The following is a 13,201-nucleotide window of genomic DNA, read 5'->3' on the forward strand; positions in this document are numbered from 1 at the left end:
TGGCCAGCCCCCGAGCTTCGGGAGGCTGGCCATTTGCGTTGAAGGGCCGTAGACTCGCGCATCATTAATATTTACGACTACAGGTAGGCTCAATGGCTCAATACGTAATGTCCATGCTGCGCGTCAGCAAGATCGTCCCGCCCAAGCGTCAGATCATCAAGGATATTTCCCTCTCCTTCTTCCCCGGCGCCAAGATCGGCCTGCTCGGCCTGAACGGCTCGGGCAAATCGACCGTGCTCAAGATCATGGCCGGTGTGGACAAGGAATACGACGGCGAAGTCCAGCACCTGGCCGGCGTCTCGATCGGCTACCTGCCGCAGGAACCGCAGCTCGACCCGGCCAAGACGGTCAAGGAAGAAGTCGAGTCGGCGCTCGGTGAAGTCATGCAGGCCCAGGCCAAGCTCGACGAGGTCTATGCCGCCTACGCCGATCCGGAAGCCGATTTCGACAAACTGGCCGAAGAACAGGCCCGCCTTGAAGCGATCATCTCCACCGCTGGTTCCGACACCGAAGCGCAGATGGAACTGGCCGCCGACGCCCTGCGCCTGCCGCCCTGGGAGGCCGTGATCGGCAATCTCTCCGGCGGTGAAAAGCGCCGCGTAGCGCTGTGCAAGCTGCTGCTCGCCAAGCCAGACATGCTGCTGCTCGATGAACCAACCAACCACCTCGATGCTGAATCCGTCGAATGGCTCGAGCAGTTCCTTGTCCGCTTCCCGGGCACCGTCGTCGCCGTCACTCACGACCGCTACTTCCTCGACAACGCGGCCGAGTGGATTCTCGAACTCGACCGTGGCCACGGCATTCCGTACAAGGGCAACTACTCGTCCTGGCTGGAACAGAAGGAAGCCCGCCTGGAAACGGAAAACAAGCAGATCGACGCCCACATGAAGGCGATGAAGCAGGAACTGGAATGGGTGCGCAGCAACCCGAAGGCCCGTCAGGCCAAGTCCAAGTCCCGCCTGGCCCGCTTCGAGGAGCTGTCCAGCCAGGAATACCAGAAGCGCAACGAAACCCAGGAAATCTTCATTCCGGTCGGCGAGCGCCTGGGCGACAAGGTCATCGAGTTCAACGGCGTCACCAAGTCGTTTGGCGACAAGCTGCTCATGGACAACGTCAGCTTCAATATCCCGCCCGGCGCCATCGTCGGCATCATCGGCCCGAACGGCGCCGGTAAATCGACGCTGTTCAAGATGATCACCGGCCAGCAACAGCCGGATTCCGGCGAAGTCGTCGTCGGCCCGACGGTCAAGATGGCCTACGTCGACCAGTCACGCGATTGCCTGGACGGCTCGAAGACGGTTTTCGAAGAACTGGCTCAAGGCAGCGACATCCTGCAGATCGGCAAGTTCGAAATGCCGTCGCGCGCCTATATCGGCCGCTTCAACTTCAAGGGCGCCGACCAGGGCAAGCAGGTCGGCAATCTGTCCGGCGGCGAACGCGGTCGTCTGCATTTGGCCAAGACCCTGATGACCGGTGGCAACGTCCTGCTGCTCGACGAACCGTCGAACGACCTCGACGTCGAAACCCTGCGCGCACTGGAAGATGCGCTGCTTGAGTTCCCCGGCTGCGCCATGGTCATTTCCCACGACCGCTGGTTCCTCGACCGGATTTGTACGCACATCCTGGCCGCCGAGGGCGATTCACAGTGGAATTTCTTCACCGGCAACTTCCAGGAATACGAGGAAGACAAGAAACGCCGCCTCGGCGAAGAAGGTGCCAAGCCGAAGCGGATTCGCTACAAGCCGATCACCCGCTAAAAACGAATGGCCGGAATTTCAATTTCGGCCATTTTTCCCGGTTGACCGTGGAAACCCCGCTCCACCGGAAGCACAACGCAAAACGGGCGCCATCCGGCGCCCGTTTTTTCTTCTTCCCCCCGCCGACGCGGAAGGCCGAAACTTGAAGTCTTAGTGCTTGAGACTGGCGGAGAAAACCGCCTTGGACTTTTCGGAAAACTGGAATTCGTTGAAAGCGCGAGCAATTTCGGCTTCGTTGCGGCCTTCGGATTGATCCTCGAAGCTAATGCCGATGACCTTGCCGTTAGCGGCCAGGGTCTGGAAGGCGAAACGCCAGCGTTGTGCTTCAGCCAGCCGCTCGCGCAGTTCGGCTTCGTTGGAAATGGTAATACCGGCTTTCTTCAGGGAATCCAGGAATTGATCGAAGGATTCGTTGCTCAGACTACCCATTTATATCTCCGTAGTTATGCGGTGTTTGATCACCATGAGCCGTATAACGACTCGACTTTGATTCGGTTGACACGAAAGTGATAGAAATTTGAATGCGATAATGTCGCCCCATGAAGAAGCTAAATACCACTACCGATATCCCTGAAATCCGCCCCGGGCAGTCCATCGAACTGCTCAAGGAACTCCACATCCTGACCCGTGACGGCAAGCTCAATCAGGACACCCGGCGCAAACTCAAACAGGTCTATCACCTCTACCAGTTCATCGAACCGCTGCTGGATGGCGCCGAGACGCTGGTCGACCATGGGGCCGGCAAGTCCTATCTCGGTTTCATCCTCTACGATCTCTGTATCAAGAATCGCGCCACCGGCGAGATCATCGGCATCGAAACGCGCCAGGAACTCGTCGAAAAATCGCGCGAACTGGCCACCAGGCTTGGCTTTGAGCGCATGCGCTTCCTCGCCTGCACGGTCGAGGATTCGCTGACTGCGAGCGAGCTGCCAGCCAGCGTCGATGTCGTGACAGCGCTACACGCCTGCAACACGGCGACCGACGACGCCATTCGTTTTGCCCTGACCAAGAACACCCGCCATATCGTCCTCGTCCCTTGCTGTCAGGCCGAAGTAGCCGCCACCATGCGGGCCCGGAAGAACGAATCGCTATCGCAAAAACCGCTATCCGAACTTTGGCGACACCCGATCCACACCCGCGAGCTCGGCAGCCACCTGACTAACGTCCTGCGCTGCCTGCTGCTCGAATCGCACGGCTACGACGTCACCGTCACCGAGCTGGTCGGTTGGGAACACTCGATGAAGAACGAGCTGATCATCGCCTCAAAGCGCGGCAATCCACGCAAAAACGCCCGCGAGCGCGCCGAAGCCATCCTGCGTGAATTCAATATCGAAGAACTTGCCCCGCGTTTCACGTACTAAGTCGCCATGACCCGAATTCAACACCCTCTCGAACTCCTGGCCCCGGCCAAGAACGCCGATTTCGGCATCGAAGCCATCAAGCACGGCGCTGACGCCGTCTACATCGGCGGCCCGGCTTTTGGCGCCCGTTACGGTGCCGGCAACGACGTCGCGGAAATACGACGCCTGTGCGATTTCGCCCACCGCTACCGGGCCAGGGTCTTCGTCGCGCTCAACACCATCCTGCGCGACGACGAGCTTGAAGACAGTCGCCAACTGGCCTGGCAACTTTACGAAGCCGGCGCCGACGCACTGATCATCCAGGACATGGGCCTGCTCGAACTCGACCTGCCGCCCATCCAGCTTCACGCCAGCACGCAGACCGACAATCGCAACGCCGACAAGGTGAAGTTTCTCGAAGATGTCGGCTTCTCGCAGGTCGTTCTGGCGCGCGAATGCAGCTTAAACGAAATTATCAAGATTGCGTCGCAAACCAATGTTTCATTGGAATATTTTGTTCACGGCGCGCTATGCGTTGCGTTCAGTGGCCAGTGCTACATCAGCCAGGCCCACACCGGCCGCAGCGCCAATCGCGGCGAGTGTTCGCAGGCCTGCCGCCTGCCCTACACGCTGGTCGACGACAAGGGTAAAACCATCACCGAGAACCAGCATCTGCTCTCGATGAAGGACAACAACCAGACCGCCAACATGCTCGATCTGGCCCGCGCCGGCGTCTGCTCCTTCAAGATCGAGGGCCGGCTCAAGGACCTTAGCTACGTCAAGAACATCACCGCGCACTACCGCGGCCTGCTCGACGAGATCATCGCCAACAACCCCGGATTCGCCCGCGCCTCGAGCGGTCGCAGCACGTACACCTTCACGCCGCAGCCGGACAAGACGTTCAACCGGGGCTACACCGATTATTTCGCCAACGACCGGCAGGACGATATCGGCGCTTTCGATTCACCGGCTTTTGTCGGTGAGCTGATCGGCGAAGTCGTCGAAATCGGCGACGGCTGTTTCACCGTCAATGCCGAAAAGCCCTTCAACAATGGCGACGGCGTCTGTTTCTACGACGCCCACGGTGAAGTCGTCGGCATGCGCATCAACCGCGCCGATGGCAAAACCCTGTTCCCGGCCGAAATGCCCGAAGAACTGACCGCCGGCGCCACCCTCTTCCGCAACCGTGACCAGGAATTCGAACGCTCTCTAGAAAAGGAATCGGCCGACCGTCGCATTTCAGTCAAGCCGGTGCTAACGGAAACCGAAGGCGGCTTCGCGCTGACCCTGACCGATGAAGATGGCGTGACTGCCACGGTCAACCGGGAAAACGGGCCAAAATCAGAATGGCAACTGGCCCAAAACCCCGAAGCGGCGATGGCCAAGCTCACCGAAAACCTCGGCAAATTCGGCAACACGATGTTTGTCGCCGAACCGGTTGAATTAAAGCTGAGCCAGCCATGGTTCATGCCGGTCAGCGCCATCAACGCCCTGCGCCGCGAGGCCACCGAACAGCTCGAAGCCGCCCGCATCACAACCCACCCGCGCCCGCCGCGCGCCGCCCCGGCCGCCAACCCGGTGCCCTACCCGCAGGAAGAACTGACCTATCTCGGCAACGTCTTCAACGCCAAGGCCCGCCAGTTCTACGAAAAACACGGCGTCAAGCTGATCGAGGAAGCCTACGAGGCCGGCAACGAAAAGGGCATGGTCTCGCTCATGATCACCCGCCACTGCCTGCGCTACAGCTTCAACCTGTGCCCGAAGGAAGTGAAACACCTCAAGCCGGACCCGATGACGCTGATCAACGGCAACGAAAAACTGATCCTCAAATTCGACTGCAAAGCCTGCGAAATGCACGTCGTCGGCAAGATGAAAAAGGGCGTGACGCTCAACCTCGGCAGCATCCGCCCGGCTACCTGATCAGGCCGGCTTGCGGAGCAGATCGACGCGCTGCGGATTGAGGAAGGTGGCGCCGTCCGGCCCCATGAAGGACTCGAACTTTTCCTGCACCTGCCGGTAGAGTTCCGGGGCCAGCCGGTGATTGGTGTGCGTAACCTGGATCATCCGGCTATCGAACTGGGCAAAACTCTCGAAATAGCTGCGGGTGTTGAAGAACATCTGTTTTTCGAGATTCAGGCTGCGTGAATCCACCGCTTTGCAGATCGCGGCAAAAGCCGCCTCGCGGACCAGTTGCTCGTTGTGGAACAAACGAAAAACCTCGTTCAGATCGCCAGCAAAAACCGGTTCTGAAATCCACGCCAGGCCGCCCGGTTTCAGCACCCGGGCAATCTCGGCCAGGGCGCGGTCCATGTCGGCCACCGGCACATGGTGCAGCGACTTGAACATCAGCACGATGTCGACGCTGGCGTCGTCGACCGGGATCGCCTCGGCACCGCCATGGCTGAAGCGCACGGTCGGCAAATCAGTGATGTCCAGATTGCGCGCATGCTGGATGGTGTCGACTTCGAGGGCGATGATTTCACGCGGGCGGCCAGTCTCCGCCAGAAGCCGCGTCTTTTCAGCCTTGCCGCAGCCGAGTTCGAGGACACGCGCGCCATCCAGCGGCAATGTGTCGAGCAATAGTTTGATTTCATTGCACAGCGCAGTCTGCGCGGGATCAGCGATCTTCATGGCACATCCGAAAATAGGGTCGAGCCCGAATTTTAGCGGATGCTGATGCAGGAAGGCGCGCCAGGTCGCCCAAAGCCCGGCTATAGTCTCGCCTGTTGCCCGGTACCCGATCGCCATGAAACCCACGCCCTGCCCCTCCTGCCAACAGCCGATGGTCAAGAAGACCTTCGAGCGCCTGTTGCATGGCACTGTCGTCCTTGACCTCTGTTTCAACTGCCAGGGCATCTGGTTCGACGAGTTTGAAAGCGTGCAGATCACCCCGGGCGGCACCATCAAACTGTTCGAGCTGCTGCATGAACACCATGACGACCAACGCACGCCCCTGCGTGACCCGCTGAAATGTCCGCGTTGCAGCGAAAAGCTCCTGCATGGCCTCGACGTAGCCAAACACGGCGGCAAGTTCAACTACCACCGCTGCCTGCAAAAACACGGCCGTTTCACCACCTTCGCCCAGTTCATGATCGAAAAGGGCTTCGTCCGCCAGCTCAACCCGGCCGAAATCGATGAACTGTCGGCCAGGGTCGGCATCATCCGCTGCATGGGCTGCGGCGCCCCGGTCGATATCCGCCGCGACCACGCCTGCGGTCACTGCCGGGCGCCGATCACCATCCTCGACCCGTCCGCCGTCGAACAGGCGCTCAGCCGCTACCAGCATGCCGAGGTACGCCGCACGACACGCGACGTCGAAGCGCTCGGCGACGCCATCGTCATGCGCGAACGTGAAAAATCGCGCCAGAAACGCCTGAAACAGGAACCGGAAAACGCTGGAATCATCGACGCCATCGACCTCCTGGCCGCCGGCGCCGAATTTGTCTGGACGTTGATCAAGCGCTAAGCCGAAGGCTGTCGGCCTTCTCCTGCCGACTGCCCCCATCCATTTCGCATTGAGCATCGCCGCCGGCGAACTTAGGTAGCTACCCCATGTCCTAGGTTGATGCTGCAAATTTACTCAACCCGAAGCGAAAGGATCCAACATGCCAAACCGCCTGGTTAGTGAAGTCATTAAAGGACGGCCATTCCCCACCACAGTCACCGGTACCACCGTGCGTGAAGCCGCGATCATCATGAAAGAATGGCATTCATCGGCAATTCTCATCGTAGACAAAGGCGTTCTCGCCGGCATCTGCACCGAACGCGACATCGTTTTTCGTGCGGTCGCCAATAACTGTGACCCGGCCAATACCGCAGTCAGCACCATCATGACCCGAAACCTCCAGACCGTCGGCCTCGACAAGCCTTTCGGCCATGCTCTGCACCTCATGTACGAAGGCGGCTTCCGGCACATTCCCGTCATTGATGAGGCCGGCCACCCGGTCGGCTTGCTGGCAGCGCACGACGCGCTCGATTTGGACGGCCTGCAGATGGAACAGGATCTCGTCCGGCGCGAAGAAATCACCGTCATTCTGTAAACGAAAAAGGCGAGCCATTCAGGCTCGCCCTGCGCCAGACACAAAACCCTTACTGGACGCGGATTTCGACCCGCCGGCCCTCTTCCGGGCTACCCGTACCCAGCGTCGATTCCGGCTTGCGGAACTTGATCCGCTCGGCAGCAACGCCGCCTGCCACCAGCGCATCGCGCACCGACTGCGCGCGGTGCTTGGCCAACTGGGCATTTTGGGCCGGATCGCCGGAAGTATCGTGGAACCCGGAAAGCAGCACGATGGCGTTGGGGTTGGCCGCCAGCGCCTCCTGCGTCTTGGCGACGACGCCCTTGTCCGCCTCGTCGAGCACCGCAGCGCCAAGGGCGAAATAAACCTTGGCCAGCGCCTCGCCAACCGGGGCGATCTCGCCCTGTTCGGCAACCGGCTTCGTTGTCGCCTGAACGTTCTTGCCGGCACTGGCACCAAAAACCACAGCCACAATGGCCAACACGATCCCGGCCAATACCCCGACGATTACCGCGGTTGATTCGTCTTCATCATTAGCAGCCATAGTCACCTCTCAAGAAAGTTGCTCGGAGCCACAAAAACGTCTTCGGATTCTATGCCGAATCGCTATCGAAGAGAACTCTCGGTGCCAGCTCGACGTGTTCCTGATCGCCGCCCAGCCAGATCACCCCATCCTGAATCGTGCATTGCAGGCGCATGCCGCGTGCCGCCAGCGAAGCCAGCGCCTTGCCCTCCTCCACGCTCAAGGACAGCACGCGCAGGTTCTTCTGCCCCGACACCTTGCCCTGGGTCTGTTGCCACCAGATTTCGGCGGTCCGCCCGCCATAACTGATCACCATCACATGCCGCGAGCGGTTGCATGCCCGGCGAATGAGCTTTTCATCGGGCAGACCGACGTCGATCCAGCGCTCGATGCTCCCGGTCGCGTCCAGATCCTGCAGGTCCGCCTCATCCTCTGTCGCCGACAGGCCGCGCCCGAAAGTCAGCGTCTCCGACGCATTCAGCGCAAAGGCCAGCAGGCGAACCATCATTCGCTCATCCGTTTCCGAAGGGTGTCGGGCGATGGTCAGCGCGTAATCGCCAAAATGCGAGCGGTCGAGGTCGGCAAGCTGCAATTCGGCCTTGAAAATGGTGGATTTGAGCGCCATGCCGGTTCCCGTAAAAAGCGCGGATTATCCCATGACGCCTTGCCCAAAGCAGACTACGATTATCACTACCCCACACATCAGGAGATTCCGCCATGAGCCCACTGCGCATCCTTCCCCTGTTGCTCGCCAGCCTCTTCGCCGTTCAGGCCGACGCCGCCGATGCCCCGCGCCGCAAATCCGGGCTGTGGGAAATGAAAACCCAGATGCCCGGCATGCCCTCACAAGGCCCGATGCAGATGTGCGTCGATCAGGCCAGCGATAACGTCATTCAGGAACGCGCCAAGGAAAAGGTCAATTGCCCCGTCATGGACGTCAACCGCGGCAGCGGCAAGATCACCATCCACGCCGTCTGCAAACACGAAGGCGTGACCACCACCAGCGACTCCGTCATCACCGGCGACTTCGACTCGGCCTACCGCAACGACATGGTGATCCGCTACGAACCGCCGCAGCACGGCATGAAAGAGATGAAAATGGTTCAGGACGCCCGCTGGCTCGGCCCCTGCAAGGCCGGCCAAAAACCGGGCGACGTCATCATGCCCGGCATGCAGAAATTCAACATGCAGGAAATGATGAACGACCCGCAAGTACGCGAAATGATGAAGCGCCAGCAAAAGCAGTAAAGCGCCCCATATAATCAGCGTTTTCTAATACACGAGATTGCCATGCGCCACCTGTTCCTAGCCTGCCTGATCGCCGCCACCAGCATCGCCCACGCCGAAGTCATCGACATCGACAACGCCCAACTCGACAAGCTGCGCCAAAGCGGCGTCCCCGTCGTCGACATTCGCCTGCAATCGGAATGGGAAGAAACCGGCATCGTCGGCGGCAGCAAACTGCTCACCTTCTTCGACGAAAAAGGCCGCGCCGACCCCACCGGCTGGCTCGAAAAGGTCAAACCCTTCGCCAAGCCAAACGAGCCGGTCATCGTCATCTGCCGCACCGGCAACCGGACCAAGGCCGTCAGCCAGTTCCTCTCGCAACAAGCCGGCTACGCCACGGTCTACAACGTCAAGGCCGGCATCAAAGGCTGGATAGGCGCCGGCGGCCCGGTCGTCCCGGCAACCCAAACCATCGCCTCGTGCAAGGCCGCGAAAACTTGCTGAACCACGCCGTCGACCGCAAACGCTGCGCCAGTTGCGAGCACTGGAGCGGTTGGCGCCAACCCGGCGAAGAGCCGGGAACCGTCATCATCGAAGCCGAAACCTCGGAAGGCCTCTGCCAGGGCGGCGGCTGGGACAACTCCGAACGCCGCGCACGCTCGGCCTGCGGGCATTGGCGGATCTGGGAAGTGCTGGATCAGCCGCCGCCATAGCGGAGCATCCCGCTTGCCACGGTCAACCGGAAAAAATGGCCAAAATTGAAATCGGGTAGCGCAGGCATTTATACTCACTTATAAATAACGTGCATATAATCCCACCATGAAGCGACTTTCCGAAACCTGCGCCACCTTGTATGCCGACCTCAAGGACCGGGCCTGCGGAGATTCGGGCCGACTGCCACCGGGCGGCGCGTTCACCAAGAAAACGGTCAACGGAGGGATCTACTGGTACTACCAGACACCCCAGGTCGACGGGCAACGGCGGCAAATCTCGCTGGGCAGGGAATCCGACGAATTGCTGGCAAAAATCGACCAGTGGCGGACAGCGCAGTCAGATGCCGCAGGCTTGAGTGACGCGCGCAAACGACTCGTCGCCATGTTGGGCGTAGGTGGTGCCCATCTGGAGCCAGGGCGGCCCGCAAAATTGCTGTCACGCATGAGCCAGGCGGGCCTGTTTGACGCCGGCGGCGTCCTCGTTGGTTCCTTTGCCTTCGCTTGCTACGGGAACATGCTGGGAGTCTCCTTCGGCTCGGCGCTGATGCGAACAAGCGACATGGACTTTTCCCTGGAGCGGGAACTCGATATCGGCCTCCAGCGCTCAATACCTGATGACCTTCGGCTAGCCGAACCGGCCCTCAAGTGGCCGCCACAACTGTTACCAAGCGCGCCCCCCTTCAACCTGATTGCCCCTGACGGCTTCAAGGTCGAATTCTTGACCGCACAACACGCTGCGACAGAGCGAACACCCGTGCTCATTGAGCGCTTCTCCGTTCACGCCATGCCGCTTCCTTACATGGACTACCTTCTCAACCAAACTCAGGACGCCGTGGTCCTCAACGGCGCGGGAATCCCGGTAAAAGTGCCGGACCCAGCGAGGTTCGCACTTCACAAACTGGCCGTTTCCCAGCTGCGCCCGGTGGGAGAGAAAACCAAATCCGATAAGGACATCCGCCAGGCCGAGCAACTCCTGGAAATAATCCTGGCCGACAACCCGGGGTCCGCGATGCTCGCCGCCGAGGCCGTCAACGAACGTGAAGACCTTCTGGGAAACTTGATCCTCAAGGGTGCAAGTCGGTTACCACCAGAAATGCGGGAGTCCTTGCGTGGCTGGGTTCACGAGAAGGTTTGGGATGCCAAACTTGGCAAAGCCATCCTTTGAGAGCCGCAAGAACGATGACCTCCGGCTGAAGGTCACGGTCAACCGGAAAAAATGGCCAAAATTGAAATGGGGTTGATGCAGCGGCAAAGCCAAAGCAACCAGACCTCAATAAAACCGTGTCCCCTATTATTATTTCTCGCCAAAAGCCGCCGAAATATGGCGGCTTTGTCACGTATGCCATTCGCGTTATGATGACTATCAGTCAGAAACCCGGCCATGTAGGCACGTCAAATACGATAGAAAGCTTTCAATGCACCTAAAGTATCTCAAAGTTAAGAATTTCCGGGCTCTGGAGGACATCCATGTTGAGTTCGATAGTCATGTAAACGTTATCGTTGGTCCCAATGCAGCCGGCAAAACCACTGTTCTAGAAGCTGTACGTCTCCTAAAAGCAATGCTGGCACCCCGGTTGCAGAATGAAGCCATTCAAGTACTTCAGTCGTTAGGTGCAGCTTCACCTCATTTACCAAATCAAATGCGATTTCAATCGATTGCGCGAGATATGGGCGTGCCAGTGGTAATCGGATGTCGATTCTCTCTGAGCGATCAAGAAATCGCTATATTGGAGTCAGGTGTCGATAGCATTGCGCCAACAATTGTTCAGTCTCAAATGGGGCAGGCCTTTGCCGCTCCTGGCGCCATGATTGGGTTCTTGTCATCTGATCAAGGAAAACAGATGCTGGTATCTGTCAAGGCGCAACTTTTAATCGCTTTAGAAAAAATAAAGGCCTCAAAAACCTGTAATTTGGAACTAACTGTATCAGAGGCCGCTGGTCCAAGCGCTTCAAGCGACCCGATTGAAATGCATTTGGTTGCTTTCATCGAAAGACAGTTACCACCTTATAAGACTATCTTCACATACTTCCCGGCAGATCGTGCATTGCCATCTGGGGAACAGCCGGTTCAACTTGGTGGCCCCGATGCATCTCAACAGCTTGAGTCATACAACTCTCAGCCACAGATCAAGTTCAACCGCCTTAAAAATACGATCTTTTCTGCTGCAATCATCGGCGAAGGCCTGAATCCGGCTGATTCGCTAAAAGTACAGTTCGAAAAAATATTCAATGGAATTCTGAAAGGACGAAAGCTTCTAGAGTTTGGTGTAAATGAAATTGGATTCTTATCCGTTCTCATACAAGACACAGAAAATGGGAGGATTTTCGACTTGGATGGAATGAGCAGTGGTGAGAAAGGGTTAATACTTACCTTTCTTCTCATCGCCCGTTCTGTTGCTCAAGATGGAATCATCCTTTTTGATGAGCCAGAACTGCACCTAAATCCCGCCGTTTGCAAAGACCTTTTAGCTTATTTAATAAATGAATACGTAATACCTAGAAACCTTCAGATTTTTATATGTTCTCATTCTTTAGAAATCCTAGCTGGGGCGCTCGATAATGATTATTGCTCCCTATATCATCTTATTTCATCTACGACTCTCAGTAAGGTTCGCCAACAGGATGAGATAACTTTAGGTGACGCACTCCGAAGGCTTGGAGTTAGCGAAAGCGAGAATTTACTGTACCGCGGAATAATTTTCGTAGAGGGTCCCGACGATGTCGCATTGTTAGAATCAGGGTTTTCCACTCAACTTCGGCGCTACAAACTAAAGTTTTCGAGTGGTCGAGCAGAAGTTGAAAAAGCCATAAAGGCCCTTCAACAGGCCGAAGTCTCCGGAATCCATGCAGCCCCCACCTATTTTATTTTCGACAGAGACGAGCTGCCAACAAATTTAACTAGCTCAGTGTCGGTCAAGGTTTTGCAATGGGATAGACGCTGCTTAGAGAATTATTTGATTGACCTTGATGCCATTTCGAATGCGCTGATGGATGATGAGGTGGCTAAAGAGCCTTTTACAAATCAGGGGGACGTAAGCCGCTTGCTCCGGGAACTAGCGTTCCAGCAACTTGAAGAAGTTGCGGCAAAAAAAGTCTATTCTAAATATGCTTTTGAAGGATTGGGCATTCGTCGTGAAGATTTGGTTAATCGATCTATAGATGACGTATCAGAAACTTTACTCGCACGAATTCAGAATGTTAAAAACCAAATATCCGAAATTGATATTAACTCGTGGCGCGACGAATTTAAGAACATGGTTATTGATGAACGTAAACAACTTGAGGGAATTTGGGAAACAACCTGGCAGTCAGACTGCGATGGAAAAAGACTTCTTTACGATCTTTCGAGAAAGGTAAAGTTAAGAATAAATCTTAAGAAATTGAAGGTCAGGCTTATGAGGGAAATTTCGATCAATAATTCGCCCACATGGAACACGATTAAAGGAAATATTCACACGCTATTGACTGAAGCTTAAGCTTATAACTAATCGAAAGATAAATAGGTCAGAGTTATTTGCAATAAGTTAATTTCACGGTCAACCGGAAAAAAGCGAGAAAAATCGAACATCCATGATCACGCGGCCCCACAGGATATGCACCGGATCATCTGAATAAATCGTCT

14 protein-coding genes are annotated in these 13,201 nt (G+C 57.0%); 10 read left to right on the forward strand and 4 right to left on the reverse strand.

The features are described from left to right. Positions 1-92 precede the first annotated feature (92 nt). Positions 93-1,757, forward strand: coding sequence for an energy-dependent translational throttle protein EttA (ettA, locus tag AC07TV_RS17710; RefSeq protein WP_494649689.1), 1,665 nt, complete (start codon positions 93-95; stop codon positions 1,755-1,757). Positions 1,758-1,907: 150 nt separating this feature from the next. Here ettA and AC07TV_RS17715 read toward each other — a convergent pair whose 3' ends face one another. Next, positions 1,908-2,186, reverse strand: coding sequence for a hypothetical protein (locus AC07TV_RS17715; protein ID WP_494649690.1), 279 nt, complete (start codon positions 2,184-2,186; stop codon positions 1,908-1,910). Between the two features lie 110 nt (positions 2,187-2,296). On the opposite strand from AC07TV_RS17715, the gene AC07TV_RS17720 reads away from it, so the two are divergent. Further along, complete coding sequence (locus AC07TV_RS17720; protein ID WP_494649691.1) at positions 2,297-3,118, forward strand: class I SAM-dependent methyltransferase; 822 nt, start codon at positions 2,297-2,299, stop codon at positions 3,116-3,118. A gap of 6 nt (positions 3,119-3,124) precedes the next feature. Beyond that, positions 3,125-5,017, forward strand: coding sequence for a peptidase U32 family protein (locus tag AC07TV_RS17725; protein ID WP_494649692.1), 1,893 nt, complete (start codon positions 3,125-3,127; stop codon positions 5,015-5,017). Here the strand turns inward: AC07TV_RS17725 and AC07TV_RS17730 are convergent, their stop codons facing one another. Further along, positions 5,018-5,728 (reverse strand): class I SAM-dependent methyltransferase, encoded by a 711-nt coding sequence (locus tag AC07TV_RS17730; protein ID WP_494649693.1) that lies wholly within the window; start codon positions 5,726-5,728, stop codon positions 5,018-5,020. A 115-nt stretch (positions 5,729-5,843) separates the two neighbouring features. Here AC07TV_RS17730 and AC07TV_RS17735 point away from each other — a divergent pair, with 115 nt between their 5' ends. Together AC07TV_RS17735 and AC07TV_RS17740 are read left to right on the forward strand one after the other, a co-directional pair. Continuing rightward, a complete protein-coding gene (locus AC07TV_RS17735; protein WP_494649694.1) occupies positions 5,844-6,563 on the forward strand; it encodes a zf-TFIIB domain-containing protein in 720 nt (239 codons plus the stop codon). Positions 6,564-6,702: 139 nt separating this feature from the next. Next, positions 6,703-7,137, forward strand: coding sequence for a CBS domain-containing protein (locus tag AC07TV_RS17740; RefSeq protein ID WP_494649695.1), 435 nt, complete (start codon positions 6,703-6,705; stop codon positions 7,135-7,137). A gap of 49 nt (positions 7,138-7,186) precedes the next feature. Here the strand turns inward: AC07TV_RS17740 and AC07TV_RS17745 are convergent, their stop codons facing one another. Beyond that, positions 7,187-7,660, reverse strand: coding sequence for an OmpA family protein (locus tag AC07TV_RS17745; protein ID WP_494649696.1), 474 nt, complete (start codon positions 7,658-7,660; stop codon positions 7,187-7,189). Between the two features lie 49 nt (positions 7,661-7,709). Further along, positions 7,710-8,264, reverse strand: a complete 555-nt coding sequence (locus tag AC07TV_RS17750; RefSeq protein ID WP_494649697.1) for a YaeQ family protein — start codon at positions 8,262-8,264, stop codon at positions 7,710-7,712. 92 nt (positions 8,265-8,356) lie between these two features. Between AC07TV_RS17750 and AC07TV_RS17755 the strand changes: the two genes are divergently transcribed. The 5 genes from AC07TV_RS17755 (at position 8,357) to AC07TV_RS17775 (ending at position 13,055) form a co-directional block, all read left to right on the forward strand. Next, on the forward strand, positions 8,357-8,887 hold the full coding sequence (locus AC07TV_RS17755) for a DUF3617 domain-containing protein (protein WP_494649698.1): 531 nt from the start codon (positions 8,357-8,359) through the stop codon (positions 8,885-8,887). A gap of 42 nt (positions 8,888-8,929) precedes the next feature. Beyond that, the gene (locus AC07TV_RS17760) at positions 8,930-9,370 is read left to right on the forward strand and encodes a rhodanese-like domain-containing protein (protein WP_494649699.1); all 441 of its coding nucleotides are present in this window, start codon (positions 8,930-8,932) and stop codon (positions 9,368-9,370) included. Continuing rightward, on the forward strand, positions 9,346-9,579 hold the full coding sequence (locus AC07TV_RS17765; RefSeq protein WP_494649700.1) for a hypothetical protein: 234 nt from the start codon (positions 9,346-9,348) through the stop codon (positions 9,577-9,579). The genes AC07TV_RS17760 and AC07TV_RS17765 overlap by 25 nt, the downstream gene beginning before the upstream one ends. 106 nt (positions 9,580-9,685) lie before the next feature. Beyond that, positions 9,686-10,744 carry a GSU2403 family nucleotidyltransferase fold protein gene (locus tag AC07TV_RS17770; protein ID WP_494649701.1) on the forward strand — a complete coding sequence of 353 codons (1,059 nt, stop codon included), beginning with the start codon at positions 9,686-9,688 and terminating at the stop codon, positions 10,742-10,744. 250 nt (positions 10,745-10,994) lie between these two features. Further along, a complete protein-coding gene (locus AC07TV_RS17775) occupies positions 10,995-13,055 on the forward strand; it encodes an ATP-dependent nuclease (RefSeq protein WP_494649702.1) in 2,061 nt (686 codons plus the stop codon). Positions 13,056-13,201 lie beyond the last annotated feature (146 nt).

This window comes from Azonexus sp. GW821-FHT04F04 (genome assembly GCF_059420025.1).

Bases quoted from the DNA above. Each gene is read 5' to 3' on its own strand.
- ettA (WP_494649689.1), top strand. From the start codon at position 93: ATGGCTCAATACGTAATGTCCATGCTGCGCGTCAGCAAGATCGTCCCG.
- AC07TV_RS17715 (WP_494649690.1), bottom strand. From the start codon at position 2,186: ATGGGTAGTCTGAGCAACGAATCCTTCGATCAATTCCTGGATTCCCTG.
- AC07TV_RS17720 (WP_494649691.1), top strand. From the start codon at position 2,297: ATGAAGAAGCTAAATACCACTACCGATATCCCTGAAATCCGCCCCGGG.
- AC07TV_RS17725 (WP_494649692.1), top strand. From the start codon at position 3,125: ATGACCCGAATTCAACACCCTCTCGAACTCCTGGCCCCGGCCAAGAAC.
- AC07TV_RS17730 (WP_494649693.1), bottom strand. From the start codon at position 5,728: ATGAAGATCGCTGATCCCGCGCAGACTGCGCTGTGCAATGAAATCAAA.
- AC07TV_RS17735 (WP_494649694.1), top strand. From the start codon at position 5,844: ATGAAACCCACGCCCTGCCCCTCCTGCCAACAGCCGATGGTCAAGAAG.
- AC07TV_RS17740 (WP_494649695.1), top strand. From the start codon at position 6,703: ATGCCAAACCGCCTGGTTAGTGAAGTCATTAAAGGACGGCCATTCCCC.
- AC07TV_RS17745 (WP_494649696.1), bottom strand. From the start codon at position 7,660: ATGGCTGCTAATGATGAAGACGAATCAACCGCGGTAATCGTCGGGGTA.
- AC07TV_RS17750 (WP_494649697.1), bottom strand. From the start codon at position 8,264: ATGGCGCTCAAATCCACCATTTTCAAGGCCGAATTGCAGCTTGCCGAC.
- AC07TV_RS17755 (WP_494649698.1), top strand. From the start codon at position 8,357: ATGAGCCCACTGCGCATCCTTCCCCTGTTGCTCGCCAGCCTCTTCGCC.
- AC07TV_RS17760 (WP_494649699.1), top strand. From the start codon at position 8,930: ATGCGCCACCTGTTCCTAGCCTGCCTGATCGCCGCCACCAGCATCGCC.
- AC07TV_RS17770 (WP_494649701.1), top strand. From the start codon at position 9,686: ATGAAGCGACTTTCCGAAACCTGCGCCACCTTGTATGCCGACCTCAAG.
- AC07TV_RS17775 (WP_494649702.1), top strand. From the start codon at position 10,995: ATGCACCTAAAGTATCTCAAAGTTAAGAATTTCCGGGCTCTGGAGGAC.